Below are 24,993 nucleotides of genomic sequence, written 5' to 3' on the forward strand. Positions count from 1 at the left end.
TACCTTGATCTCTTTATTTTTTGTTTCTTTCATGATCTGCGCTAATTCAACTGTCATTTTAAAATGACTATCTTGGCCCACTTGAGCCGGTTGGTGAAGTGGGGCGGACCATTCCATTAGGTCTAGCTTAGTAGCATTGGTTGCACTACGACCATATTCCGTTTATGGCCCGGCGCATCAAAATCGAATTTTCAGGCGTGCTTTATCATGTGACTTCCCGCGGTGCGGCGTATAACGGTTGGCGTAAGGCGGTGCAGAATTATCGAAGGGTTTTTATACAAGGTGGGTGTTATTGCTTCACAGTGAAGTTGCCGGAACGCCGTCGTAGTTTTTTCGGTCAACAACCTTTTGGATCGGGAATATTCGGCGTTTTTCCTGCAAGCCGGGCGGACGGTTTATGGCGAATTTCTTATAGCTTCTGAGCGTTGGTGCCAGCAGAGCCAGCGCTCAATCGCATAAAAAAAGCCCGCCAGGCTGCTGAGCCAGGCGGGCTTTTTTGTTGGTGCTGTCCGGTGTTGCTTATGCGGCTCAGTCGGTCAGGCCGCCGATACCTTCCACCGACCAGTTTTCGAAGTCGGCGGCGCCGGAGGTGTCGTCGCCTTTTTCGTATTGAATACGGCAGGCGTAGTGGCGCAATGTTGCCGGACTGTCCTTGCCGCTGATTTCGACGTCGGCATTGACGATGTATTCGTAATTACCCAAGCTCCAGGCGTTGGTCGGCTGCGCGGCGAAAGTCAGGTTTTGGCCTTCTTCCGCGTTTTGCTTGATGTGGGTGTTGCAGTGGCCGAAGGCCATAGCGGTCATGTCGGTGCTGATTGCCATGGGATTGGCAACGTCTTTGCTCTCGACCAAAAACAGGTCGGATGCGGCGATGTCGTACATGAAGGGCAGGAAAAACTTGATTTGGATGGCAAGCAGACCGGCCAAGCAAACGGCGAATATTATAATTTTCTTTTTATTCATGGCTTAGGGTGGTGTTTTTTAGGGTGTTTTTTCTTTGAATCGGCAGCGATTCTAACAAAGATCGCCTGGGCTAGGAAATGCCGGCCCTCGAAAGCTAATTTACCTCGATTTGGCCGATGTCCAAGCGGTAGCGGCAAGAAAATCCTTTTGCCGTCAAGCGGATAAATGCGGCCTGATTTTAGGGGATCAAAACCGCCGCGCCCTGGATTCGGCCGTTTTTCAATTGCGCCAGGGCCAGGTTGGCCTCGGCCAACGCAAAAGTTTGGACGTGGGTTTTGAGCGGTGCTTGCGCGGCTATCGCCAGAAAGGCTTCGCCGTCCTGGCGGGTCAGGTTGGCGACCGAACGTAGCGTGCGTTCGCCCCACAAGATCGAGTAGGGAAAGGCCGGAATCTCGCTCATATGGATGCCGGCACAAACCACGGTTCCGCCTTTCACGACCTGCCGTAGCGCTTCCGGTACCAACGATCCGACCGGTGCGAACAGGATTGCCGCATCCATCGCGTGCGGCGGCGGCTGGGTCGAATCGCCGGCCCACTCGGCGCCGAGTTGCCGGGCAAAATCCTGGCCGGCGCAGTCGCCGGGTTTGGTGAAGGCGAATACGCGCCGTCCCTGCCAGACGGCGACCTGGGCAATGAGGTGGGCGGCGGCGCCGAAGCCGTAAATGCCAAGGGTTGTGGCATCGCCGGCGGCGACCAGCGAGCGGTAGCCGATCAGGCCGGCGCAGAGCAGCGGCGCGGCTTCGCTGTCGCCGTATTTTTCCGGCAGCGCGAAACAGTAATCCTGTTCGGCGACCGCGTATTCGGCATAGCCGCCATCCAAGGTGTAGCCGGTAAAGCCGGGGGCTTCGCACAGATTTTCCCGCCGGCTCAGGCAATACCGGCAACTGCCGCAGGTATGGCCCAGCCACGGCACGCCGACGCGCTGACCGACGCCGAAACGGTCGGCCCCGGAGCCTTTAGCAATCACTTCGCCGACGATTTCGTGGCCGGGAATCAATGGTAATTTGGGTCGGTCCAGTTCGCCGTCGGCTATGTGCAGATCGGTGCGGCAGACGCCGCAGGCGCGGACTTTCAATAACACTTGAGTGGCCGCCGGAACCGGCAAATCAATATCGGTCAGGTGCAGCGGGGTGCCGGCACGCTCCAGAATCATCGCTTTCACGGTTCAGCCCTCAATCCGGCCAGTTCGGCCAATTGCCGCCGGAATTCACTGCTAACCTCCGCTGCCGGCCGGTCGGCATTGTTATCGAATACTACGCTACCGGCGGTTTCGTCGACCTGTAAGGCTTCCAGGTTCCGGCGGGCGTGCTCCAGTACTTCCAGGCCGGCTTCCGACGCATCGTTGCCGGCGGCCTGGCGTTCGATTATCCGCTGGTGCAAGGTAGCAGGCTTGGCCTCAACCGAGACCAACGCAAATCCGGCGCCGATCTGTGCCGCTAACTCCCGAAACGGCTGGCGTTGATCGTATTGCAGAAACGCGGCATCGACGATCACGCCGAAACCGGCGGCCAGCAAATTCCGGCTCAGTTCAAGCAGCCGATCATAGGTTTGCCGGCTGGCATCGGCCCGGTAAATGCCGCTGCCGGTTGCAGACCGGCTGGACGCCAGAGGCTGCAGGCCGAACAGGCGTTTGCGCTCGACGTCGGAGCGCAGCCGGATCAAACGGTATCGCTGCGATAACCATTGGGCGACGCGGCTTTTGCCGCTGCCGGGCAGGCCGTGCATCACAATCAGCGCCGGTTTGCGTTGCGTCAGGCAGCTGCTCGCCAGTTCCAGGTAGGCCAGACACTCGCGTTTGGCGGCCGGATCGCCGCTCTGCGCCAAACGAAAGCCGGCGACTTTGGCCCGCACCGTCGCCCGGTAACTCAGGTAAAACCGCAGCAGCCCCAGGCCGGCATAATCGCCGCTGTATTCCAGGTAAGCGTTTAGAAAGCGGTAGGCCAGATCGCCGCGGCCGCGCTGCAATAGGTCCATCACCAGGAAGGCGGCGTCGTTGATCGGGTCGATCCAGCGCAGTTCCGGCGCAAACTCGATGCCGTCGAAGGGTACCGGCCGCTGGCGTAACAGCACGATATTGCCCAGATGCAGATCGCCGTGGCACTCGCGAATGCGGCCTTGTTGGCGCCGCTCGCCGATCAGGGCCGCACCGGCGGCGTATTCGGTTTCGCAGCCGGTTTCCAAGCGGTCGAGCATTGGCCAATCCGCCGTTTCGAGCAGCGACCGCAATTGCTGAAAATTTTGTCTGACCGGGGCCATCACCGCGGCCGGCGTACCGTAAACCGAATCGGCTGTTGCCGGGGGAAGTGCGGCGTGAAACGCGGAGAGACTTTGAGCCAGGCGGTCGAGATGTTCCGGCGCCAGCGCTTGGCGGCAGAACAGGTGGTCCAGGGTTTTATCCACCGCAAAACGACGCATTTTTACCGCATATTCGATGGCCGGTTCGCGGCCGATTTCCGGTTGTTCGGCGCTGCCGCCGATGGCAACCGTTGCCAGATAAAGAGAAGGCGCCAGACGCCGGTTCAGTCGCAGTTCTTCGTCGCAGAAAAATCGCCGTTTGGGCAGGTCGCTGAAATCCAGGAATCCCAGATCGACCGGCTTTTTGATTTTATAAGCATAACGGCCGGCCAGCAGCACCCAGGAAATGTGGGTTTCGAGGACCTCGACCTTGCGGACCGGATGCGGGTAGCGTGCCGGATCGCACAGGGCCCGGATCAGCTGCGGATATTGCGTGGTCATGGCTGGCACTCTCCCGGCGTTACAGCGGTTTGCGGCCGATTCTGACAGATCGGCGGAATCCCGGCAAAACCGATTTGGCGGTGCGATCAGGTCGCCGCCGGGGCCGATTTTGTGCGTGAATTGCTTGAACTACTGCGGCTAAAGTTACGGGATAATTGAGTTTTCGAATATAATTCCGCCCCGTTTACGTGGCTTTTGATGCGGCCGTAACGGCTTTGTTCGGGCGCATCGTCGGTCGACCCCAACCACCGTGCCGGCTGGCACTCAGCGCTGACTTAATATGGATATCTCAATACTCGTCAAATCCCTGATCCTCGGCATCGTCGAAGGGTTAACCGAATTCCTGCCCATTTCCAGCACCGGCCACTTGATTCTAGCCGGCGATTTGCTGAATTTTAACGACGACAAAGCCAAGCTGTTCACCATCGTGATTCAGGTTGGCGCGATCCTGGCCATTTGCTGGGAATACCGGGCCAAGATCGGTTCGGTACTTAGCGGCCTGGCTACTGAGCGGCAGGCGCAAAAGTTCGTGTTGAATCTGGCCATCGCCTTCGTGCCGTTGGCGGCGCTGGGTCTGTTGTTCGGCAAATTCCTGAAGGCGACGCTGTTCAAACCGGTGCCGGTGGCGTTGGCCTTCATCGTCGGCGCCTTCATCATCATCTGGGCCGAAAAGCGCGAGCACAAAGTCCGGGTCGAATCCGTCGACGATTTGTCGGCGCTGGATGCGTTGAAGTTGGGGATTGCCCAGGCTTTCGCGCTGATTCCGGGCATGTCGCGCTCCGGTTCGACCATTATCGGCGGCTTGCTGTTCGGCTTGTCGCGCAAGGCGGCCACCGAGTTTTCGTTCTTCCTGGCGATTCCGACGCTGGTGGTGGCCAGCGTTTACGACTTATATAAACACCGCGATTTGCTGCAAGCCGATAACGACGTGTTGTCGTTTGCGATCGGTCTGGCCGCCGCTTTCGTCAGCGCTTTGGTGGCGGTGAAGGGCTTGCTGCGTTACATCAGCCACCACGATTTCATTATTTTCGCCTGGTACCGGATTGTGTTCGGTATCGTCGTGTTGGCAACGGCCTACAGCGGTCTGGTGCAGTGGACCGTTGATTGAGGTTTTCCGCCACGCTTGCGGCGGGTTTGGTTTTTTGATCTTTAACATTGAAGGGTAGGTTATGGCGTTGCCGTTGTTGATGATAGTCATCGGTCTGGTGGTATTGGTCTGGAGTGCCGATATTTTTGTGGAAGGCGCCGCCGCGATCGCGCGTTTTCTGGGCATGTCGCCGCTATTGATCGGTATGGTGGTCATCGGTTTCGGCACCTCGGCGCCGGAATTGACGGTGTCGGCCTTATCGGCCTGGCAAGGTAATCCGGGTATCGCTTTGGGTAACGCCTACGGTTCCAACATTACCAATATCGCCTTGATCCTGGGTACGGTGGCCTTGATCAGCCCTATCGTGGTTCACTCGCAAATCATCAAGAAAGAATTGCCGGTATTGATGGGCGTGACGGTATTCGCCTTCGGCCAGCTCTACGACGGTAGTTTGTCGCGGACCGATGCCATACTGGAATTGACGGTTTTCGTTGGGGTAATGACCTGGATGGTGCGCCAGGGCCTGAAGCAGAAGGTTGACGTGTTGGCCGACGAAGTGGCGGAAGAGTTGGCAGAGCACACTATGTCGTTTGCCCAGGCCACGATCTGGCTGGTTAGCGGCTTATTGCTGCTGATGATCAGTTCCCGGCTGTTGGTGTGGGGGGCGGTGACGATTGCGCAGAATCTGGGCGTCAGCGATTTGATCATCGGCTTGACCATCGTCGCAATCGGCACCTCGCTGCCGGAATTGGCCTCGTCGATAGCCGCGGCCCGCAAAGGCGAACACGATCTGGCTCTGGGCAACATCATCGGTTCCAATTTGTTCAATACCTTGGCCGTGGTCGGCTTGGCCGGCGCGATCCATCCGATGTCGATTCCGGTCGAAATCGTCAACCGCGATTGGCCGCTGATGGCCTTGCTGACCGCGTCGCTGTTTGCGCTGGGTTATGCCGGCAAGCGCGAGCAGGGCCGCATCAACCGTGTCGAAGGCGGCGTGCTGCTGGCGGTGTACGCGGCTTACACGCTTTATTTGATCGATACCGTGGTGAGTGGGTAACTATGTCTTTGGAAAACCGTTTGGGGCATTTCGCCTACCGCTGGGGTAATTGGCTGCTGTATTCCCCTGTCCTGGTGCTGTTGATTTCGGTGCTGGCGGCTTATTGGGCTTTGCAGTACACCGGCAACCACTTGACCGTGAATACCGATACCGCCGAATTGATTGCGCCGGAGGCGCCGTTTCAACAAAACCGGCGCAAGTTCGAGCAGCAGTTCGGCCAGGAAGTGCATACGCTGCTGCTGGTGATCGAATCGTCCAGTCCGGAACTGACCAAAGCGGCGGCCCGGCGCCTGGGCCGGGAATTGCGCGCCGATACTGACCATTTCACCAAGGTCTACCGGCCCGACGAAAACGAATTCTTTCAACGCAACGGCCTGCTGTATCTGGACGCCGACAAATTGCAGGATTTCTCGGTTACCTTGGCCCAAGCCCAGCCCTTCATCGGCCGGATTTCGCAGGACCCGAGTCTGAACGGTTTTTTCTCGATTTTCGAGGACGCGCTGAACGCCGAAACCAAGACCGAGGAAGTGCCGATCGACTTGATGTCCTTGATCGACAAAGTCAGCAATTCGTTGCACAAGACCCTGAACGGCGAGACCGACCTGCTGTCCTGGCAAAAATTGATCGCCGAAAACAAGATCAGCGAAGAGCAGTCCGACAAGGCCTTTATCTTCGTCACCCCCAAATTCGATTTCAGCCAGATTCTGCCGGTCGAGCCGGCGATTGACGTGATCCGCAGGGCGGCCAATAAAATTCAGGACCCGAACATGCCGGCCGTCAAAGTCTGGATCACCGGCGAAGTCGGCCTGGAGCACGACGAAATGGCCGGCATGAGCGAGGGTACTTTCACCGCCAGTATTTTCTCGGTGGTGTTGGTCTGCGGCATTCTGCTGGTGGCTTACCGCTCCTGGCTGCTGATGCTGGCCACGCTGCTGACGCTGGCGCTGGGCATGGTGTTTTGCGGCTTGTTCGCCTCGGTCGCGGTGAAACAGTTGAACCTGATTTCGGTGGCCTTCGCCGTGTCCAACATCGGTTTGGGCGTCGAATACGCCATCCATTTTTGCCTGCGTTACCGGGACAATCTGGATCTGCACGGCAGCGACAAAGGTAAGGCCATCCGTTCCGCCTTGCTGGCGACCAGTCCGTCGCTGATTTTATGCGCCGGCACCACCTCGATCGGCCTGTACGCGTTTATCCCGACCGATTACCAGGGTATATCGGAGCTGGGTTTATTGGCCGGTACCAGTTTGTTTATCTGCCTGTTCGTCACGCTGACGGTGTTGCCGGTGTTACTGAAAGTGCTGCCGAATCCGCCCTACCACAATCTGCACGGCGAGCAGCCCGGCGCCTCCAAATTGTCGCTGGCCCTGGCCCACTTTACCCTGCACTACGCCAAGCCGATCTCGTTTCTGACCCTGGCCGGCGCAATCGCCGCGGTGTATTTCGTGTTCCAGGTCAAGACCGATTTCAATCCGCTGAATCTGCGCGACCCGCATACCGAGTCGGTGGTTGCCTTCAAGGAATTGATGAAGGAGCGGGAAACCTCGCCGATGACATTGACGGTATTGGTCAAAAGCGAAGCCGAAGCCAAAGCCATGCAAACCAAATTAGCGGCCCTGAAAACCGTCGATAAGACCGTCAGCCTGTTCGATTTCGTCCCGGAAGACCAGGAGGAAAAGCTTGGCGTGATCGACGATATGGCGCTGGCGCTGGGGCCGCAAAGCCAGTCGTTTCCGCAATTGAAAAGCGGCGCCGATCCGTTGCCGGCCATCAAACGCATGATTGCGGCGATCGACGCCAATCTGCCGAAAAAGACCAATCCGGGTGATATTCAGTCCTTGAGCCGCTTCAAGCAGGAGTTGCTGGATGTGCAGCTGGAACTGGAAGCGCGGATGCAGCCGGATCGCGGTGTATTCATCGAGAAAATTCAGACTTCGTTACTCGGTACGCTGCCAACCGTAATGAACGAATTGCTGACCGGTTTCCGTGCCGCCGAAATCGTGCCGGAAAGCATTCCGGACGAGATCAGGGAGCGTTGGCTGAGTAAGGATGGCTTGTACCGGATCCAGATTTTCCCGAAAGAAGATTTGAACGACTTGGTCAATCTGCAGCGTTTCATCGTCGACGTGCAGGCCGTGGCGCCGAACGCGACCGATTTGCCGGTGATGTATTGGGAGTCGATGAAAGCCGTGATCGGCGCCTTCCAGGAAGCCATTATCATCGCCCTGGTGGCGATTGCGGTGCTGCTGATGTTAATCCGCCGCAGCGTGGTCGATACCCTGCTGGTAATGGCGCCGCTGGTGCTGGCCGGCTTGTTTACGATGGCGACCACGGTATTTACCGGCACGCCGATCAATTTCGCCAATATCATCGCCCTGCCTTTATTGATGGGCTTGGGTGTCGATAACGGTATCCATATGGTGGAAAAACTGCACCACTCCTTGTCGGAAGAACAAAATATTTATCAATCCAGCACCGCGCGCGGCATGTTTTACGGGGCATTGACTACAATTTCCAGCTTCGTCGGCCTGGCGTTTTCGCCGCACCAGGGGATTTCCAGCATGGGTCTGGTCATCACCATCGGTATTTTCTGGATTATGACGTGTACCTTTATCGTGTTGCCGGCGATCAGCAAGTTGGTGCTGAAAAAAGCCGACCACGCTGCCTGAGCGCAAGTCCGGCCAAGCTGGGCTAGACTTAGGCGGTCGCGTCCGCCGGGCCGGTCCGGCGCCAATTGGATTTAACTTTTTGTTGTAGAGGCAACCATGTTTGTAATCATCGGTTATGTGGTCATTTTGGGCTGCGTGTTGGGCGGCTTCCTGATGGCGGGAGGACACCTCGGTGTGCTTTGGCAGCCGGTGGAAGTATTGATTATCGTCGGTTCGGCGTTCGGGGCCTTTTTGGCGAGCAACTCGCTGACGGTCAGTAAAGCGGCCATGGCCGGCGGTACCGCCACCTTGAAAGGCAGCACCTATACCAAGGATTACTACATGGAGCTGTTGATGAGTTTTAACGCATTGAGCCAAAAGGCGCGCAAGGAAGGCTTGCTGTCGCTGGAAAAGGTTGTCGACGATCCGGAAGGCAGCTCGATATTCGGCGAGAAGGTGGTTCACGATCACCATTTGATGGAATTCATCTGCGACAAACTGCGTTTGATCCTGACCGGGGTCGACGTCAACCAGCTCGAAGACATCATGGACGCCGAGATCGAGGTCCACCACGCCGAGGGTAACGAGCCGATCAAGGCCGTGCAAAAAGTCGGCGACGGCATGCCGGCTTTCGGTATCGTCGCGGCGGTGATGGGGGTGGTGCACACCATGGAATCGGTGGGTATTCCACCGGCCGAACTGGGCAAACTGATTGCCGCGGCGCTGGTCGGTACCTTCCTCGGTATTTTGGTGTCTTACGGCTTTATCGGTCCGGTGGCGTCGGTGATGGAAGCCCGACTGGAAGAAGAGAGCAATGCCTACAAATGCACCCAGAAAGGCCTGTTGAATTGCGCCAAAGGTACTTCGCCGGCGATGACGGTGGAATTCATGCGCACAGCGATTCCGCATTCTGCCCGGCCCTCCTTTGCCGAACTCGAAGAAGCCTTGAAGGGCGGTAAATAAGGGGTAAGCGAGCATGGCCGAACAACCGATTATCATCAAAAAAGTCAAGAAAGGCGGTCACGGCGGCCATCACGGCGGCGCCTGGAAAATCGCCTACGCCGACTTCGTGACGGCAATGATGGCCTTCTTTTTGTTGATGTGGTTGCTCGGTACCACCGATGAAGTCACCAAAAAAGGTATTTCCGAATATTTCCAGAATCCGTTCGGTATAGCGATAGCCAATAACCCCGGTGAGGGCTCCGGCGACCGCACCAACATCATCCAGGCCGGCGGCCAGGATTTGAAATCGCAGGACGAAGGCCAGGTGCACCAGGGCGAAGCGCCGCCGGCCGAACCGACACCGGAAGATATCCAAAAACTGGCCGAGGAGCAGGAAAAAAAGAAGCTGGAGGAGTTGCAGGAAAAAATCGAGGACATGCTGGAAGCCAATACCAAGCTCAGCGAATACAAAGACCAGATCAAGCTGGAGTCGACGCCGGAAGGCTTGAAAATCCAGATCGTCGATGCCCAAAACCGGCCGATGTTCAAGCTGGCCAGCTCCGGGATCGAAAGTTACGCCCAGGCCATTCTGCGCGAGCTGGCGCCGGTCATCAACGAGCTGCCGAACAAGGTCTCGATCAACGGCCATACCGATGCCCTGCCGTTCCCGAGCAACCGCACCGGCTATTCCAACTGGGAATTGTCCAGCGACCGCGCCAACGTCGCCCGCCGCGAATTGAACCAGGGCGGCCTGAACGACGATAAGGTGTTGCGCGTGGTCGGCTTGGCCTCGAGTATTCCCTATAAGCTGGAGAATCCGAACGATCCGATGAACCGGCGGATATCGATTGTGGTGATGAACAAGAAAACCGAAAACCAGGTGCTGCACGACGGCGCCGATCCGACCGCATCGGAGGCGACGCCGAGTTTGCCCAGCGTCTCGCCGACGGTGCAGCAGAACATCAAAGTCACCGGCCCGCCGGCTACGCACTAGCCGCTTCCCGCTGCATCTATTGCCGTGCAATTGCTGAAAGCGGCGATCAGCCAGTTGCTGGCGCTGGCCGGCGTCTGGTTGGCGCTTCGTCTCTGGCCGGACATATTGGAAGTGCGCTGGGCGCCGGCGTGGCAAGCTGCGATTGCGGCGCTGTTATCCCGTCTGTTGCGGCAGCCTTTGTGGTGGCTGCCGATCCATCTGCTATTTTTCCCCGCCGTGTTGTTCGCTGTCAGCCTGCAGTTGCCGGCCTGGGCTTATCTGGGCGCGGGTTTGCTGATGGCTTTGGTCTTCTGGGGAACGGCCGGCGGCGACGTGCCGCTGTTTTTGTCCTCGCCGGCCGTCGCAGCAGCCTTGCGGGATATTGCGGTGCGGGAGCGGGCCCAGGCGTTTATCGACCTCGGCGCCGGCGTCGCCAGCGTGGCGGCGCCTTTGGCTGCAACCATGCCCGAGTTGCGGGTGACGGCGCAGGAGCGGGCGCCGCTGCCCTATCTGGCGGCGCGTTGGCGGTGCCGGAAGCTGGTCAATGCCACGGTCGTCGGCGGCAGTTTCTGGGATTGCGATTTGGGTCGGTTCGATCTGGTGTTTGCCTTCCTGTCGCCGGCGGTGATGCGGCGCCTGGGTCGGAAACTGGAGCAGGAAATGCGGCCCGGCAGCCTGTTCGTGTCGTCGTCGTTTCCGCTACCCGATTGGCCGGTTAGCGCTGAAATCCATCTGGCGGACCGGCGCGCTACTCGCTTGTACTGCTATCGGATCGGGGAGCGGCACGGCTAAGGCCGGCACTCGAATTCCGGCACCAAACTCTGCAAGTCGGCCAAAAGCGCGGCGTTATCGCGGCAGGCGCAAGCCTGCTGTAAGGACTCGATTCGCTGGCTCCATTCTTCGCTGTCGTAAATTCGGGCTTTGGCCAGGCGCAGTTTCTCGTGGCCGGTCGGCAGCAGTTGTTCCTGTTCGTGAAACAGCTCCTCGTACAGTTTCTCGCCGGGGCGCAGGCCGACGTATTCGATTTTGATGTCGGTGCCCGGCTGTTTGCCGCTGAGGCGGATCATCTGTTCCGCCAGATAGCTGATTTTGACCGGCTCGCCCATGTCCAACACGAAAACTTCGCCGCCCTGGCCGATGGTTTCGGCCTGCATGATGAGTTGGCAGGCTTCCGGAATGGTCATGAAGTAGCGGGTGATGTCCGGATGAGTCACTGTGACCGGACCGCCGGCCTGGATTTGTTCGCGGAACAAGGGCACCACGCTGCCGGCCGAGTCCAGGACATTGCCGAACCGCACCGTCGTGAAACGGGTGCTGCCGCGGCGATCCAGATTCTGGCATAGGATTTCGGCGGCGCGTTTGGTGGCACCCATCACGTTGGTGGGGTTGACCGCCTTGTCGGTGGAAATCAATACAAAGCGGGCCACTCCGGCGGCCATGGCGGCTTCGGCCAGGATTTTGGTGCCGATCAGGTTGTTATGCAGCGCTTCCCGCACCTGGTTTTGCAGTAGCGGCACGTGTTTGTAGGCAGCGGCATGAAACACGATTTCCGGCTTCTGCTCGCGAATCACCCGCTGTACCGCGACCGGATCGGCAACGTCGCCGAGCACGGCAACCCGCAACAACTCCGGAAAGCGCCGCTGTAATTCGGCGTCGATTTTGTACAGGTTGAATTCGCATTGATCGAACACGATCAGCTTGCGCGGCTGGGTTCCGGCCAGTTGTTTGCAAAGTTCGGAGCCGATCGAGCCGCCGCCGCCGGTAACGAGCACGGTCTTGCCGTGCAAGTGGCTCTTGATTCCCCGCCAATCCAGCTTGATCGGCGTGCGGCCTAGAATGTCCTTGATCGATACGTTACGCAGTGCGGTCTTGGCCACGGCACCGCTGAGCAATTCCTTGACCGACGGCAGGGTTTTGAAGGGTACTTTACTGGTCTCGCAGATTTCGACGATGCGCTGCATTTGGGCGTCGCTGGCCGATGGCACCGCGATCAGTACCACCTCGATATCCCATTGCTTGACCAGAGCCGGAATCTGGCTGACATTGCCGGCAACCCGGATGCCGCGAATTTCGCGCCTGAATTTGGCCGGATTGTCGTCGGCAAACACGACCGGCACGTAGCCGCTGTCCGGCGTGGTCAGTAGATCGCGGATCAGCATTTCGCCGGCGGCGCCGGCGCCGACGATCAGGGCCCTCCGGCCGATCCGATCGACGAAGGCGCGTTCCTTCCAGAACCGGTATACCAGACGCGGCACGCTGAGTAGCGAGAACAAGGTCAGTACGTAAAGCGGCACTACCGAGCGCGGCACGCCCGCCAGCCGGTCGTACAAGAACAGCGACGAGGCGATCAGGAAGATGCCGGCCAATACCGCCTTGCCGATCCGGATTAGATCCGGCAGCGAGGAAAAGCGCCAGACCCCGCGGTAAAGCCCGAACACCCAAAACAGCGTGACTTGAATCGCCATCACCAGCGGCAAAAACAACAAGGCCGGGTAAAAAAATTCGTCCGGGATCTGCTGCAGATTGAATCGCAACCAATAGGCGCCGAACCAGGCCAGCGGGATCATGCACAGGTCGTGCAGAAAAATGGTAGTGCGCGAGCGGAAGTGGAATGTCACGATGCGACGAACCCGGTGCGGCCGGCCTGGAAACGGTAGGCCAGATAGAGTAAGGGCAGATAGGCGGCGGCCAGTGCGGCCAGGGCGTGGGACGGATGCAAAAAGGCCCAGACCGAGCATGGCAGCAGCCAGCCCAGATTGATGGCCCAGCAAGCCATCAGTACCGGCAAATGGCCGTAGCGTTTGGCGGCGTGCTGGTAAGTGTGCGAACAATGCGCCGCGTACCACTGTTGGCCGCTAATCAGGCGGTAGGCCAAGGTATAACTGGCATCGACCACGAACAGGCCGAACAGGATCAGCCCGCAGTACAACAATACCGCCGCCTGTTGCGCGGCGAGCAAGATCAGCAAGCCCAACACCAGGCCGACGAAACCGCTGCCGACGTCGCCCATGAAGATTTTGGCTTTCGGCCAGTTCCAGCACAAAAAACCGGCACTCGCCGCCGCCAGACCGGCGGCTAACGTGCATAGCGCGCGGTCGAGGTTTAGCAGATAGCCGGCCAGCGCCAGGCCGACGAAGACGGCTTCCGAGGCGGCGATGCCGTCGGTGCCGTCCATGAAGTTGAACAAATTCAGTGCCCAGACCAGAAACAGAATAGCGAGCGGATAACCGAGCCAGCCTGGATTGAAGAAGCGCAGGCCGAGCATGGCGTCGAACGGTGCCGGCACCAACAGCGGCGGCAAGCCTTGCAACAGGCTGACGCCGCATGCAGCAGCCAACAAGTGGATGGCAAAGCGCCAGCGCGCGGCCACGCCGCCGTGGTCGTCCCAGAAACCGACGCCTGCTACCGGCAGCGCCGCGGCCAGCATTGCAAAACGCTCTGGGCCGAGTTGAGCGGTCGAGAACAGCCACAGGCAGGCCGCGCTAAAACCGAGCACGATGGCCAAACCGCCGCCGCGCGGGGTCGGTACGCTATGCGAACTGCGCTGATTGGGAATATCCAGAACTTGATTAGCGAGCGCATAGCGGCGGATCAGGCCGGTCAGCAGCGCCGACAGCGCGAAAATAACGCAGAAAAGTAGCATCACGCCCGATGGCTTAAATAACGAATGATCTCCGGCAAGGTGTCGCGGAGCGTATGCTCGGGCTCGTAGCCCAAATCGCGGCGGATTTTAGCAGACGAATACCAGGCCGAGCCGGTTAATTTATCCAAACTGTCGCTATCCAGCGGGAAACGCCGCCCGGCGAGACGGCCGTAAAGGTCGCCGAATTTGGCGGCTGCCTGCAACAACGGTAACGGCAGCGACCCGCTAACCGGGGGCTTTCCGAGCGCCGCGCGGATCAGGTCGTAGATGTCGCGGGTGGAATAGCATTGACCGTCGGTCACGATATAAACCTGGCCGGCGGCTTGCGGCAGTTCCGCAGCCAGTATCGCCGCGGCGGCGACGTCGTCGACGTGCACCATCGAACGGCGGTTGCCCGGCGGCAGCGGTGGAAACAGACCTTTCCGGATCGTCTCTATCATCCGCGGCAGATTGCCTTTGCCGCTGTTGCCGTAGACCATGCTGGGCCTGATCACGACCGGATGCGGCACATAGCCGCCGTACAAAACCAATTGTTCGGCGGCGTATTTGGACTGGCCGTAAGGATCGGCGGCCGGCGCTGCGGCGGTTTCGTCCTGCGGTTGCCGATTGTCTTCGCCTGCCGCCTTGACGCTGCTGAAATAGACGAAGCGCTGCACGCCGGCCCGCTGCGCCGCTATCAGCAGTTTGCGCGTGGCTTCGCTGTTGATTTGTCGGTACTCCGCCGCGTCCTGCCGATTCTCGGCCAGCGCATGGGCTTTTCCGGCCAAGTGAAACACCGTGTCGACACCGGCACCGAGCAGGTCGGGCGCGTCCGCAGCGGTCGCCAGATCCCAATAAAAATCGGCGGCGTCGGCGCGGCCGGCGCTGACCACGGTATAGCCAAGTTGTTTTAACTTGCCGCAAAGTACGCCGCCGATGAAACCGGTGGCCCCGGTTACCAGCGCTTTATGTCCGGCCATTGCGGGATCAGCGTTTGTCGCCGTGCTCGGCAAATACGTCGGCTTTGCCTGATTTGTCGAACGAAACCACTTGGTAGGCATCCTGGCGCCCGCCCATTTCCATGCCGGGGCTGCCCATCGGCATGCCGGGCGCGGCCAGACCGGTGACTTGGGGCTTGGCTTGCAGCATTTTTTGGATGTCGCCGGCCGGGACATGACCTTCGACCACATGGCCGTCGACTATCGCGGTATGGCAGGACGCCAGTTTTTCCGGGACGCCGTAGCGGGCTTTGATCGCGTCCATGTCGTCGCTGATCACGTCCTTGATCTTGAAGCCGCTTTGTCTGGCGTGTTCCAGCCATTTGCCGCAGCAACCGCAGGTCGGGCTGCGATAAACGGTCATTTCCGGGCCGCCGGCCGCGGGTTGTTCGGCGCAGGCCGAAAAACCGAATGATGCCAAAACCAGGATTGCCGTCGATCTAATCAATTTCATAAATACCTCTTTATTCGCCGTGCAGCGTGACGATGATGTTGCGGCTGCCGGCGTGGTTACGGTGCTCGCATAAATAGATGCCTTGCCAGATACCCAGTGCCAATTGGCCGTCGCTGATGGGGATGGACAGAGAACTCCCCAGAATGACGGTTTTAATGTGCGCCGGCATATCATCGGGACCTTCGAGCGTGTGCCGGTAATAGGGTTCATTTTCGGCTACGGCCCGGGAAAAATAACTTTCCAGATCGCGGCGGACGTCGGCGTCTGCGTTTTCGTTGATCGCCAGCGACGCCGAGGTGTGTTGCAGAAAAATGTGGGCCAGACCGATTTCGATCCGGTCCAGTTCCGGCAGTTGGCTGACGATTTCCCGCGTCACCAGATGGAACCCGCGCGGTTTGGCGGTCAGTTGAAGACGTTTTTGCAACCACATGCCGCGGTCTCGATCGAACGCGCCGCGTCAGGCGCCGGAGGCGTGGTATTGCGGACTCAATTCGCGGACCGCATCGACCATGGCCTTGACGTGCTCCGGATCGATATCCGGCAATATACCGTGGCCCAGATTGAATACGTGGCCGGAACCGTTACCGAAGCCGGCCAGCACGTCGCCGACTTTGGCGCGGATCACGTCGGGTTTGGCGTAGAGCGTGATCGGGTCCATGTTGCCCTGCAACGCCACCCGGTCGCCGACTCTGGCCCGGGCCTGACCGATATCGGTCTGCCAATCCAGGCCCAGCGCATCGTAGCCGCTGTCGGCCATCGCTTCCAGCCACAAACCGCCGCCTTTGGTGAACAGGATGGTCGGAATTTGTTTGCCGTCGCGCTGAGTTTGCAACAAGTCCCTGACTTGCCGGGCATAGCGCAAGGAAAACTCCAAATAATCGGCATGGCTGAGCATGCCGCCCCAGGTGTCGAACACCATCACCGCATCGGCGCCGGCGGCGATCTGCGCGTTCAGATAGGCGGCAACCGCCTGCGCCAGGGTGTCCAGCATTTGGTGCATCAACTGCGGCTGCTCGAACATCAGGCTTTTGACCTTTTGAAAGCTCTTGCTGCTTTTGCCTTCCACCATATAGGTCGCCAGCGTCCATGGGCTGCCGGAAAAACCGATCAGCGGCACCCGGCCTTGCAAATTGGTTTTGATCAGGCGCACCGCGTCGATCACGTAGCGCAATTCGGCTTCCGGATCGGGGACTGCCAAGTTGGCGATGTCGGCGGCGGTTCGAACCGGCCGGGCGAATTGCGGGCCCTCGCCTTCGGAAAATGACAGGCCCAGGCCCATCGCATCCGGGATGGTCAGAATGTCGGAGAACAGAATCGCCGCGTCGAAGCCGTAGCGCTCCAATGGCTGCAAGGTCACCTCGCAGGCCAATTCCGGATTGGTGCATAGTTGCATGAAACTGCCGGCTTTGGCGCGTACGGCGCGGTACTCCGGCAAATAGCGTCCGGCTTGGCGCATCATCCAGCTTGGGGTGCGTTCGACCGGTTGTCTCAACAGGGCGCGCAGGAATAAATCGTTTTGTAGTTGGCTCATGTTTCGGTGGGATGGTATGAATCAGCGGCGGCTTTCTTTTTGCACGGCACGAAAGCGTTTTTCCAGCGCCTGTTTGAATTCGTTGGGCATGACCGCCTTGAATTGTTGCGCCTCGGCGGCCGTGGCAAACGAGCCGTAAATCAGCACGTATTTTTCTTGCTCGCCTTTGTTAATCGGATAGTAGGTTAACGCATCGCGGTAGTCGGCGTATTTTTTCAGAAAGCGGGTGACGGCGGCCTTGTCGGACAGCACCATGACCTGCAAGGTAAAGTTATTCGGCGGCTGGGTCATGATCCAATCGTAGTCGCCGCCGTCGGAGATCGGTTTGCCGGGTTTGCGTTCGGCCGGTTTTAACGGAGCCGCGGGTGTTGGCGGCGCTGCCGGCGCAGGCGCGGGCTCGACAGTGGCTTTAGCAACGGCGGGTTCGGTTGGGGCCGGTTTTGCCGGGGCCTCGGCGGGAGCCGGTGCAGTAGTCGCCGTCTCGGCGGCCTGGTTTGGCGCGGCCGCCACCGGCGTTCCGGTTTTGGCCGGCGCCGGGGCGGGTTCGGCAGGCGCAACGGCTGCGGCCGGCACCGTTGCCGGAATTTGGGGCTGGCTCGGCGCCTGGTTTGACGCGGCTGGTGGCGCTGGAGCCGGAGGTTCGGCAGCCGGAATTGCCGGCGCAGCAGTGTCCGGTTCTGTCTCCGCCGGTTGCGGCGGCGCTAGCGGAGTCGGCTCGGCTGCAGTCGCTGGCTTCGCCGGCTCAACCGGTTTGGCCGGCTCGGGCAAGGCAACCGGTGCCGGTAACGGCTGCGGCGCCTGTTGGGTAGGCAGCAAGCTGAACCCGACATAACCCGCTCCGGCCGCAATTGCGGCGATGCCCAGCCACAGCCCGGTCCGGGCGGTTTTGCGGCCTTGGTAATGGGCCAGCTTGGGCAACTCGGCCAGAATCTTGCCCGGAATGCCGTGGGTGTCGCGATATACCTGCTCTACCAAGCTGTCGGTGATGGCATTGAACGACAGCACCGCGCCGGGTTGTGCCGACAAATTCTGCAAATATTCGCCGCATTGTTTGCGGCTCAACGGCGGCAACTCGATGAAGTGGCATTCTTCGACCAGCTTGTCGGTGCCGCTTTTGATGTGAAATTGGTCGTGGTTCATCGCGAACACCAGACGCAGGCCCGGAATCGAGTCGGCCAATTCGATCAGCATGGTCAGCAAACCGGGGCCGAGTTCGCCGGCGTCGTCGATCAGCAGCACCACTTTGCGGCGGGCGCAGGCGTCGCGCAAGGCGTTGATGTCGAAAGCGGAAGCGGTTTTCAGCTTCAGGTCGCGCAGCGACTCGACGATCAGGCTTTCGAAACTGGCGTTCGGCGTGGCTTGCAACAGGGCAACGTCCCACAAGTCCTTGCGGTTTTGGCGGACGGTTTCCAGTAGCGTGGATTTGCCGATGCCGGCCGGGCCGCAGACGATCAACGACTGCTGCAGGTTTGCCAGCAAATGCAGCAGCAAGTCGAGTTTTTGCGAACGCTCCAGTGTGATCAGCGCGCGCTCGGGGCTGTTATTCACCGACCGGCGTTGGTAGCTGTAGGTGAGGTCGTCGTTATCCAGCATAGCCGTTTAAGGTGGCTTGCAACTGGGCCAAATCGACGTTGACCGGCAACGACGCCTTGCCGACCGCTTCCAATAAAATCACTCGAATCTTGCCGTCGACGTTTTTCTTGTCGACCGCCATCAAATCGATGTATTGCTCGCTGGTCATCTCGGCCGGCGGCGTCACCGGCAGTTTGGCAGCTTTGAAGATGGCGACGATCCGCGCCACGTCGGCATCGTTCAACCAGCCCAGGCGCCGCGATAAATCGGCGGCGAAGCAGGTGCCGATCGCGACCGCCTCGCCGTGCAGATATTGGCCGTAACCGCAGCCGGTTTCGATGGCATGGCCGAAGGTGTGGCCCAGGTTCAAGGTCGCGCGCACGCCGGATTCGAATTCGTCTTCGCCGACCACCTCGGCTTTGTTGATGCAGGAGCGCTCGATGGCGTAAGCCAGCGCGGCTTTATCGCGGGCCAGCAATTGCGGCAAGTTGGCTTCCAGCCACTGCAAAAATTCCGGGTCGCGGATCAGGCCGTATTTGATGACTTCCGCCAAGCCGGCCGATAATTGGCGGTCGTCCAATGTATCGAGCACGTCAGCGTCGGCGATCACGCATTGCGGCTGGTAGAAGGCGCCGATCATGTTTTTGCCGAGCGGGTGGTTGACGCCGGTTTTGCCGCCGACCGAAGAGTCGACTTGCGCCAGTAATGTGGTCGGAATCTGGATGAAAGCGATGCCGCGCTGGTAGCAGGCCGCGGCAAAGCCGCCCATGTCGCCGATCACGCCGCCGCCTAACGCGATCAAGGTGGCGTTACGGCTAAATTTGTTGGTCAGCAAGCCGTCGAAGACTTTTTCCAGATAGTGCAGGGTTTTGTATTGTTCGCCGTCCGGCAGCACCACGCTATCGGTTTGATAATCGGCCAAGCCCGCCAGCACTTTGGCTAGGTACAACGGCGCAATCGTTTCGTTGGTGAGGACCAACACTTGCTTGGACCGGATGTGCCGGCGCAAGAGCTCGGGTTGCTCCAGCAGCTTGGAACCGATGTAGATCGGATAGCTGCGCTGGTTGCCTAAATCAACTCGCAATTCTTTCATGGTCTTCCAGAGCAGCCTGATACTGCTGCAAAATGGTTTTGACGACAGTCTTGGTGGGCAGCACGCCGGAATCGATTTTGAAATCGGCGCACGCGCTATATAAAGGGTCGCGCTCGGCCAGCAGGGTTTGCAAACGTTGGCGCGGATTTTCGGTGCGCAATAACGGCCGTTGCGTATCGTGTTTGGTGCGATGCAGAATTTTGTCGATCGAGCATTGCAGATAGACCACGAAACCGTTTTCGATCAAGGCTTGGCGGTTTTCCGGTTTGATCACGGCACCGCCGCCGGTGGCCATGACAATACCCTGCTTCATCGACAAATGATGGATCACCGCCTGCTCGCGCAAACGGAAGCCCTCTTCGCCTTCGTAGGAAAAAATGGTCGGAATATCCACGCCGGTGCATTCCTCGATCACCTTGTCGCTGTCGTAAAACGGCCATTGCAACGTTTTGGCGAGCTGTTTGCCGATGGTGGTCTTACCGACGCCCATCAAACCGATCAAATATATGTTGGCCGCTGGTTTCATTGCATGGCTGGTTCTGCGCACTAAAAAACCGGAGCATTATGCCCACTTTTGCCGGCGAGTGAAATTTTAAGATGCGCGTGGCGCGCATCGGGCCAGTGCCGGCCCTAAATCCCCGGTTATCGTCCTGAGTCATTTGCAGTAGGAGCAGGCCCTGCCTGCGACCGAAGGCGTTTGACCGCGGCCAGGGCCCGCCCCTACCGCTTTTAATTGAACGACATCGACTATCGTTCCGCGGCAGGGGCAAGCCGGCGCCAAAGCTTATGCGAACTGCGCCGCGATTTGGCTCTGGATTGTTTCCGCCATCGCCTTGCGGTCGGCGGCGTCGCGGATCGGCCGGCCGACGACGATGTAATCCGCACCGTTTTGGATGGCCTGCTCGACGCTGACCGCGCGCTTTTGGTCGTCGTCTTCGCGGTTGTCGACCGGACGGATGCCGGGGGTGATGACCAGCAGTTTGTCGCCGAGCTGTTCCCGGATCATCGCCACTTCCAGGCCGGACGAGACGATGCCGTCGCAACCGATTTGTAGCGCCCGCTTGGCCCGGGACAACACCAATTCTTTGACGTCGCATTGGAAACCCAAGTCGTCCAGGTCGCCGCGGTCCAGGCTGGTCAGTGCCGTTACGGCCAGCACCTTCAGGTCGCCTTTGGCGGCGGCGGCGGCTTCCATGATCGAATCGTTGCCGTGTATCGTAGCCAAATCCACGCCTTTATTGCTCAGAGCCTTGATCGCCCGGCCGACCGTGGCCGGAATGTCGAAGAATTTCAGATCGACGAAGACTTTCTTTTCGCGCGCCTTCAACCATTCGATAAAACCGAAATAATCGCCGGACATGAACAATTCCATGCCGACTTTATAAAAAATCACCGCATCGCCCAGCTCTTCGACCAGGGCTTGGGCTTCGGCGATGCTGGCGACATCCAGCGCCATAATCAAGCGGTCGCGAACCGGAATGGGTTTTTGGGAAACGAAAGAGTTTTTCATGGTTGACGATTGGCTGGGTTGGTTCTTAAAAGCGTAAAAAATAACAGAAGAACGCCGCCTATCCTACATTTTCACCGGCATCGGTTCCCGACGGACGGGATTGTTGGCCAAGTTTGGACTGGACGGCATCACCGATAGCGGTTATAACCTCTATCGCGGACTGCGACGAAATGGCGTTTTCCGCTTCCGTTGGTCCTCATAAAAAACGCATCCCTTAATTGAGAAGGGAGCAAACAACTACAAGGAGATTGCGGTCTCAAAGCCCCCAAAACCGGGTGCGAAACCGCAAATGGCCCGGCAAATCAGCGGCCTGCGCAGCGAGAAAAGAGCGTCCCCAGTTTATTAAGCTTTCATTAAGCCGAAATAAGCCAGGTGTATGCTTCTATAATTCAGGCAGACACGTGAAGTTAACTTGGCTAAAAGTATTGATATGACTCAGTATCGCCCAAAAGGATTTATCCGGCCGCTACGGCCCGAATTGCAAAGCATCAAACGTGCGACCGATACCGCGCTGATCTTCATCACGCTTTACTTGTCATTGCACGTCTACCGGGAGCCTTTCACCAAGGAATACCTGGGCTTATTCATCGTTTGCACCGTGCTGTTCGGTATCTTCGCCGAACATCAAGAGATATACCACGGTTGGCGCGGCGATCCGATGTTCGACGATGCGATCCGTATCTTGCTGTCATGGATTTTTGCCTTTGCTCTGGTTGCCGGCGGCTTTTTTGTATTCGATTTCGGATTCGAATATTCCCGCGAGGTGATGGAACTTTGGCTGCCATTGGCGCCGCTCAGCATCATTGTCTTGCATACCTTGCGTCGCTCCGCCTTGTCCTATCTCCGCCTGCATGGCATCAACACCCGTACCTACGCCATCCTGGGCGGCAATGGCCTGGGCCGGCGGCTGAACGTTGCCTTGACCGAAATGCCCTGGCTGGGCTACCAATTCATCGGTTTTTTCGACGACCGGATCGAAAACAAGCAGCGCCGGGAACAGGAAGACATGGTCGACAACATCATCGGCGATTTCAAGGAACTGTTGGACCGGGCCAGACACGGAGAAATCGACCACATCTACATCACGCTGCCGCTACGCGCGGAAAAACGTATCAACCAATTGGTGCAGGAGCTGGCCGACAGCACGGTGTCGGTCAATATCGTGCCGGACTTTTTTACGTTCAACTTGATGCAATCCAAACTCAGCAGCGTCAAGGGGATTCCGGTGGTCAGCGTATTCGACACGCCCCTGAATTCGTCGCTGGACGGCACCGCCAAGCGGCTGGAAGACTTATTGCTGTGCGCGGTGATTCTGCCGCTGATCGCCATCCCGATGCTGCTGATCGCCATCGCCATCAAACTCACCTCGCCGGGACCGGTGATTTTCAAACAACTGCGTTACGGCGTGAAAGGTGAACCGATCGAAGTTTGGAAGTTCAGGTCGATGACGGTGTGCGAAAACGGCGACAACGTCAAACAAGCCACGGCCAACGACAGCCGGGTCACGCCGCTCGGCGGCTTCCTGCGCCGCACCTCGCTGGACGAACTGCCGCAATTTCTGAACGTACTGAGCGGCACCATGTCCGTAGTCGGCCCGCGCCCGCACGCCATCGCCCATAACGAATACTACCGCAAGCAAATCCAGGGCTACATGCTGCGCCATAAAATGAAACCCGGCATCACCGGCCTGGCCCAAATCAGCGGCTGCCGCGGCGAAACCGAAACCATCGACAAAATGGAAGCCCGCATCCACCACGACCTGGAATACATCCGCAATTGGTCGGTGATTTTGGATATCAAGATCGTGATATTGACGATTTTCAAGGGGTTTATTGGGCAGCAGGCGTATTAAGCTAAAAGTGCGGAATAGAGCCGGCCGATTTGATCTATCGTTCAAACGGCATGCACCAAAATGTAACGCGAGCTTGATTTTTACTAGGACTGCCGGGAACAGTGCTTTGCAACTTTATGCGTATATAGGCGATTGCTCTGAATGGCGGTTTACTTGAATACGATCAATTCGCCCTTTAGCAAAAAGATGCAAGTAACGCTCATATTGTTATGTGTGGCATGGGTGTTAGCGTTATTTATCGAGTCCTCGCAACCGCCTGCGCAAATTATTGCCAATACGCCAGGGCTAGATAAGGTCGCCCACTTTGTCGCATTTGCTGCACTCGCCTTTTTCATCGGCGTGTTTTGGTTAAGCAGGCAAGGTAAGTCTAGGATATCGGTATTTGCTCCGCCATTTTGGATTGCATTGCTGGTGGGGGTCTTAGAAGAGGGATACCAGATGACAGTTCCCTCGCGCGCCGCTAGTGCTTGGGACTTGCTGGCCGACGCTTGCGGCGCTTTAGCCGCCATGTGTGTTTTGAATTTACTTGCTACGGTTATATGGTCGCGGCAATAAAGCAGTCCTACCGGTGTAGGCGGTATTCAGTAGTTAGGCGTCGGTTAGATGGGCTTTAATTGCCTGTTTAAATTAAAAAATAGCGCCTAATTTTTATATAAATAACAGCCTACGTTATGTAGATTATTCATGATAGTAAATTCGCGCATTCAGTCAGTTGGTTCTACATCCCCTATAAGCGCTGATAAGCTGAATTTAACTTTTTTTAGTTTGTTCGCTTTTGTATGCGGTTTGCCGACTAAATATGTTTTGAATCTGATGGGCGAACTGTATGCCGCGGAATTAGTTTTGCCGGTGTTTGCCATTATGCTTGTGGTTTCTGGCAAGGCATCGTCCACCCTAAGAAGCGCGATATTCTGGAAATTCTTCCTGGCCGGAATGGTCATGATAGCAGGCTATATGATTTCCGATTTAATCGCTGGTACCTCGCAGCAAAATTATTTGCGCGCCTGGGGGCGTAATGCTGTTTTGTTAAGTGATTTATTGGCATTAAGCGTAATGGCGGGTAGCGATAAACGCTATATCTGGTGGTACATTTTTGGGGTCACCATCGGCACCCTTATTTACCTGCAAACGCACGGTATTGTATTGAATAACTATACCTGGAAGCTGGAAGGTTACGGTCGTGCGATATTAATGTTGGTGTTGTTGTTGGGTTATTTTTTGCCGAATCTGATGACAATTGGCTTAATTGTCTGTTTCGGTTTGGTCAGTATTTATATGGATTCTCGCTCGCAGGGGGCAATCAGCTTGCTATTGGCGGGTTTGTTGTGGGTCCGGAAGGCGAATCCGGTAAGGCTCAATATCAGCGCCCGAAATATGGCCAAGTTCGTTATTGCCGGTATTGTCGTGCTTTTAATGATATTGATAGCGATGGCGCAAACCGGCGATGAATATAGCGACCGTAGAGGGGCGTCCAATGTGGAGCGTTTTGGCGCGTTAAAAATCGGATTCATCGCGATAACCGATTCGCCGTTCATCGGCTTTGGTTCATGGGGGCAGGGAACCAAAAAATATGCGGAGATGTATCGGAAGGAAACGGAAAAGGATTTGCGGCATTTAGGGCAAACCTATATTCAATATACAGATACCTTCATGCCGCATTCGCAGATTTTGCAAAGCTGGATGGAAGGTGGCATTTTGTCCGCCTTTTTCTTCTTGTTTTTTGGTTATAAGTTGCTTGCGTCGATGAAATACGTGGTCTTTGGCAGGTATCTCGATTACTTGACGCCAATATACATCATTACTTTATTTGGCTCGGCGTGGAATTTAGTGATGAGCCCTTATTCCGGAAATCACCGCCTGGGTATCGCGATGGCAGTGGCAATTGTTTGTTCGCTAACCATAGAGCGGCGCAAAGCCAATTAGTTTGTTAGCGATATTTGCATAATAAACTGCAA

General features: G+C 57.7%; 22 protein-coding genes. 9 read left to right on the forward strand and 13 right to left on the reverse strand.

The features are described from left to right. Positions 1 to 528 precede the first annotated feature (528 nt). The 3 genes from AC0IM9_RS09525 to AC0IM9_RS09535 form a co-directional block, all read right to left on the reverse strand. Positions 529 to 963 (reverse strand): hypothetical protein, encoded by a 435-nt coding sequence (locus tag AC0IM9_RS09525; protein ID WP_140910729.1) that lies wholly within the window; start codon positions 961 to 963, stop codon positions 529 to 531. Positions 964 to 1,141: 178 nt separating this feature from the next. Next, on the reverse strand, positions 1,142 to 2,116 hold the full coding sequence (locus tag AC0IM9_RS09530; RefSeq protein WP_482803955.1) for a zinc-dependent alcohol dehydrogenase family protein: 975 nt from the start codon (positions 2,114 to 2,116) through the stop codon (positions 1,142 to 1,144). 5 nt (positions 2,117 to 2,121) lie between these two features. Then, positions 2,122 to 3,699, reverse strand: coding sequence for a bifunctional aminoglycoside phosphotransferase/ATP-binding protein (locus AC0IM9_RS09535; RefSeq protein WP_482803847.1), 1,578 nt, complete (start codon positions 3,697 to 3,699; stop codon positions 2,122 to 2,124). Between the two features lie 280 nt (positions 3,700 to 3,979). On the opposite strand from AC0IM9_RS09535, the gene AC0IM9_RS09540 reads away from it, so the two are divergent. The 6 genes from AC0IM9_RS09540 to AC0IM9_RS09565 all read left to right on the forward strand — a co-directional run bounded on the left by AC0IM9_RS09540 (position 3,980) and on the right by AC0IM9_RS09565 (position 11,198). Further along, positions 3,980 to 4,807: an undecaprenyl-diphosphate phosphatase gene (locus AC0IM9_RS09540; protein ID WP_445371870.1), complete on the forward strand. Its 828-nt coding sequence runs from the start codon at positions 3,980 to 3,982 to the stop codon at positions 4,805 to 4,807. Positions 4,808 to 4,868: 61 nt separating this feature from the next. Beyond that, the gene (locus AC0IM9_RS09545) at positions 4,869 to 5,843 is read left to right on the forward strand and encodes a calcium/sodium antiporter (protein ID WP_278210218.1); all 975 of its coding nucleotides are present in this window, start codon (positions 4,869 to 4,871) and stop codon (positions 5,841 to 5,843) included. A gap of 2 nt (positions 5,844 to 5,845) precedes the next feature. Then, on the forward strand, positions 5,846 to 8,512 hold the full coding sequence (locus AC0IM9_RS09550) for an MMPL family transporter (protein ID WP_482803848.1): 2,667 nt from the start codon (positions 5,846 to 5,848) through the stop codon (positions 8,510 to 8,512). 96 nt (positions 8,513 to 8,608) lie between these two features. Next, a complete protein-coding gene (gene motA / locus AC0IM9_RS09555) occupies positions 8,609 to 9,454 on the forward strand; it encodes a flagellar motor stator protein MotA (RefSeq protein WP_140910723.1) in 846 nt (281 codons plus the stop codon). 13 nt (positions 9,455 to 9,467) lie between these two features. Continuing rightward, the gene (motB, locus tag AC0IM9_RS09560) at positions 9,468 to 10,427 is read left to right on the forward strand and encodes a flagellar motor protein MotB (RefSeq protein WP_140910722.1); all 960 of its coding nucleotides are present in this window, start codon (positions 9,468 to 9,470) and stop codon (positions 10,425 to 10,427) included. Between the two features lie 24 nt (positions 10,428 to 10,451). Beyond that, on the forward strand, positions 10,452 to 11,198 hold the full coding sequence (locus AC0IM9_RS09565) for a hypothetical protein (protein WP_482803849.1): 747 nt from the start codon (positions 10,452 to 10,454) through the stop codon (positions 11,196 to 11,198). On the opposite strand, the gene AC0IM9_RS09570 is transcribed toward AC0IM9_RS09565, so the two are convergent. The 10 genes from AC0IM9_RS09570 to pyrF all read right to left on the reverse strand — a co-directional run bounded on the left by AC0IM9_RS09570 (position 11,195) and on the right by pyrF (position 21,186). Beyond that, complete coding sequence (locus tag AC0IM9_RS09570; RefSeq protein ID WP_186289466.1) at positions 11,195 to 13,024, reverse strand: polysaccharide biosynthesis protein; 1,830 nt, start codon at positions 13,022 to 13,024, stop codon at positions 11,195 to 11,197. The two genes, AC0IM9_RS09565 and AC0IM9_RS09570, sit on opposite strands and share 4 nt — an antisense overlap. Beyond that, positions 13,021 to 14,049 (reverse strand): MraY family glycosyltransferase, encoded by a 1,029-nt coding sequence (locus tag AC0IM9_RS09575; protein ID WP_482803956.1) that lies wholly within the window; start codon positions 14,047 to 14,049, stop codon positions 13,021 to 13,023. Before AC0IM9_RS09575 ends, AC0IM9_RS09570 begins: the two co-directional genes overlap by 4 nt. Further along, positions 14,049 to 15,008, reverse strand: a complete 960-nt coding sequence (locus tag AC0IM9_RS09580) for an NAD-dependent epimerase/dehydratase family protein (protein ID WP_482803850.1) — start codon at positions 15,006 to 15,008, stop codon at positions 14,049 to 14,051. The genes AC0IM9_RS09575 and AC0IM9_RS09580 overlap by 1 nt, the downstream gene beginning before the upstream one ends. Before the next feature lie 7 nt (positions 15,009 to 15,015). Then, positions 15,016 to 15,480, reverse strand: coding sequence for a DUF411 domain-containing protein (locus AC0IM9_RS09585; RefSeq protein WP_482803851.1), 465 nt, complete (start codon positions 15,478 to 15,480; stop codon positions 15,016 to 15,018). 10 nt (positions 15,481 to 15,490) lie between these two features. Further along, positions 15,491 to 15,910 carry a secondary thiamine-phosphate synthase enzyme YjbQ gene (locus tag AC0IM9_RS09590; RefSeq protein WP_140910718.1) on the reverse strand — a complete coding sequence of 140 codons (420 nt, stop codon included), beginning with the start codon at positions 15,908 to 15,910 and terminating at the stop codon, positions 15,491 to 15,493. A gap of 27 nt (positions 15,911 to 15,937) precedes the next feature. After that, positions 15,938 to 17,011 carry a uroporphyrinogen decarboxylase gene (gene hemE, locus AC0IM9_RS09595; RefSeq protein WP_140910717.1) on the reverse strand — a complete coding sequence of 358 codons (1,074 nt, stop codon included), beginning with the start codon at positions 17,009 to 17,011 and terminating at the stop codon, positions 15,938 to 15,940. 21 nt (positions 17,012 to 17,032) lie between these two features. Continuing rightward, on the reverse strand, positions 17,033 to 18,604 hold the full coding sequence (locus AC0IM9_RS09600; protein ID WP_482803852.1) for an AAA family ATPase: 1,572 nt from the start codon (positions 18,602 to 18,604) through the stop codon (positions 17,033 to 17,035). After that, the gene (gene aroB / locus AC0IM9_RS09605) at positions 18,594 to 19,676 is read right to left on the reverse strand and encodes a 3-dehydroquinate synthase (RefSeq protein WP_482803853.1); all 1,083 of its coding nucleotides are present in this window, start codon (positions 19,674 to 19,676) and stop codon (positions 18,594 to 18,596) included. Before aroB ends, AC0IM9_RS09600 begins: the two co-directional genes overlap by 11 nt. After that, entirely contained in the window at positions 19,657 to 20,202 is a 546-nt protein-coding gene (aroK, locus tag AC0IM9_RS09610; protein ID WP_140910714.1) for a shikimate kinase AroK, read from the reverse strand. Before aroK ends, aroB begins: the two co-directional genes overlap by 20 nt. 258 nt (positions 20,203 to 20,460) lie before the next feature. After that, positions 20,461 to 21,186: an orotidine-5'-phosphate decarboxylase gene (pyrF, locus tag AC0IM9_RS09615; protein ID WP_482803854.1), complete on the reverse strand. Its 726-nt coding sequence runs from the start codon at positions 21,184 to 21,186 to the stop codon at positions 20,461 to 20,463. Positions 21,187 to 21,616: 430 nt separating this feature from the next. Between pyrF and AC0IM9_RS09620 the strand changes: the two genes are divergently transcribed. The 3 genes from AC0IM9_RS09620 to AC0IM9_RS09630 all read left to right on the forward strand — a co-directional run bounded on the left by AC0IM9_RS09620 (position 21,617) and on the right by AC0IM9_RS09630 (position 24,961). Beyond that, a complete protein-coding gene (locus AC0IM9_RS09620) occupies positions 21,617 to 23,038 on the forward strand; it encodes an undecaprenyl-phosphate glucose phosphotransferase (RefSeq protein WP_140913414.1) in 1,422 nt (473 codons plus the stop codon). 153 nt (positions 23,039 to 23,191) lie between these two features. Beyond that, positions 23,192 to 23,593, forward strand: coding sequence for a VanZ family protein (locus tag AC0IM9_RS09625; RefSeq protein ID WP_482803855.1), 402 nt, complete (start codon positions 23,192 to 23,194; stop codon positions 23,591 to 23,593). Positions 23,594 to 23,851: 258 nt separating this feature from the next. Beyond that, positions 23,852 to 24,961, forward strand: a complete 1,110-nt coding sequence (locus tag AC0IM9_RS09630) for an O-antigen ligase family protein (RefSeq protein ID WP_445371856.1) — start codon at positions 23,852 to 23,854, stop codon at positions 24,959 to 24,961. Positions 24,962 to 24,993: the final 32 nt, after the last annotated feature.

Source organism: Methylomonas sp. Uni0011, from assembly GCF_056850255.1.

What these genes read in the sequence shown, in the direction of transcription:
- hemE (WP_140910717.1), bottom strand. Translation starts at nt 17,011, where the DNA reads ATGAGCCAACTACAAAACGATTTATTCCTGCGCGCCCTGTTGAGACAA.
- AC0IM9_RS09550 (WP_482803848.1), top strand. Translation starts at nt 5,846, where the DNA reads ATGTCTTTGGAAAACCGTTTGGGGCATTTCGCCTACCGCTGGGGTAAT.
- AC0IM9_RS09600 (WP_482803852.1), bottom strand. Translation starts at nt 18,604, where the DNA reads ATGCTGGATAACGACGACCTCACCTACAGCTACCAACGCCGGTCGGTG.
- AC0IM9_RS09545 (WP_278210218.1), top strand. Translation starts at nt 4,869, where the DNA reads ATGGCGTTGCCGTTGTTGATGATAGTCATCGGTCTGGTGGTATTGGTC.
- AC0IM9_RS09535 (WP_482803847.1), bottom strand. Translation starts at nt 3,699, where the DNA reads ATGACCACGCAATATCCGCAGCTGATCCGGGCCCTGTGCGATCCGGCA.
- aroK (WP_140910714.1), bottom strand. Translation starts at nt 20,202, where the DNA reads ATGAAACCAGCGGCCAACATATATTTGATCGGTTTGATGGGCGTCGGT.
- AC0IM9_RS09590 (WP_140910718.1), bottom strand. Translation starts at nt 15,910, where the DNA reads ATGTGGTTGCAAAAACGTCTTCAACTGACCGCCAAACCGCGCGGGTTC.
- AC0IM9_RS09525 (WP_140910729.1), bottom strand. Translation starts at nt 963, where the DNA reads ATGAATAAAAAGAAAATTATAATATTCGCCGTTTGCTTGGCCGGTCTG.
- aroB (WP_482803853.1), bottom strand. Translation starts at nt 19,676, where the DNA reads ATGAAAGAATTGCGAGTTGATTTAGGCAACCAGCGCAGCTATCCGATC.
- AC0IM9_RS09575 (WP_482803956.1), bottom strand. Translation starts at nt 14,049, where the DNA reads ATGCTACTTTTCTGCGTTATTTTCGCGCTGTCGGCGCTGCTGACCGGC.
- motA (WP_140910723.1), top strand. Translation starts at nt 8,609, where the DNA reads ATGTTTGTAATCATCGGTTATGTGGTCATTTTGGGCTGCGTGTTGGGC.
- pyrF (WP_482803854.1), bottom strand. Translation starts at nt 21,186, where the DNA reads ATGAAAAACTCTTTCGTTTCCCAAAAACCCATTCCGGTTCGCGACCGC.
- AC0IM9_RS09585 (WP_482803851.1), bottom strand. Translation starts at nt 15,480, where the DNA reads ATGAAATTGATTAGATCGACGGCAATCCTGGTTTTGGCATCATTCGGT.
- AC0IM9_RS09620 (WP_140913414.1), top strand. Translation starts at nt 21,617, where the DNA reads ATGACTCAGTATCGCCCAAAAGGATTTATCCGGCCGCTACGGCCCGAA.
- AC0IM9_RS09540 (WP_445371870.1), top strand. Translation starts at nt 3,980, where the DNA reads ATGGATATCTCAATACTCGTCAAATCCCTGATCCTCGGCATCGTCGAA.
- motB (WP_140910722.1), top strand. Translation starts at nt 9,468, where the DNA reads ATGGCCGAACAACCGATTATCATCAAAAAAGTCAAGAAAGGCGGTCAC.
- AC0IM9_RS09580 (WP_482803850.1), bottom strand. Translation starts at nt 15,008, where the DNA reads ATGGCCGGACATAAAGCGCTGGTAACCGGGGCCACCGGTTTCATCGGC.
- AC0IM9_RS09530 (WP_482803955.1), bottom strand. Translation starts at nt 2,116, where the DNA reads ATGATTCTGGAGCGTGCCGGCACCCCGCTGCACCTGACCGATATTGAT.
- AC0IM9_RS09630 (WP_445371856.1), top strand. Translation starts at nt 23,852, where the DNA reads ATGGGCGAACTGTATGCCGCGGAATTAGTTTTGCCGGTGTTTGCCATT.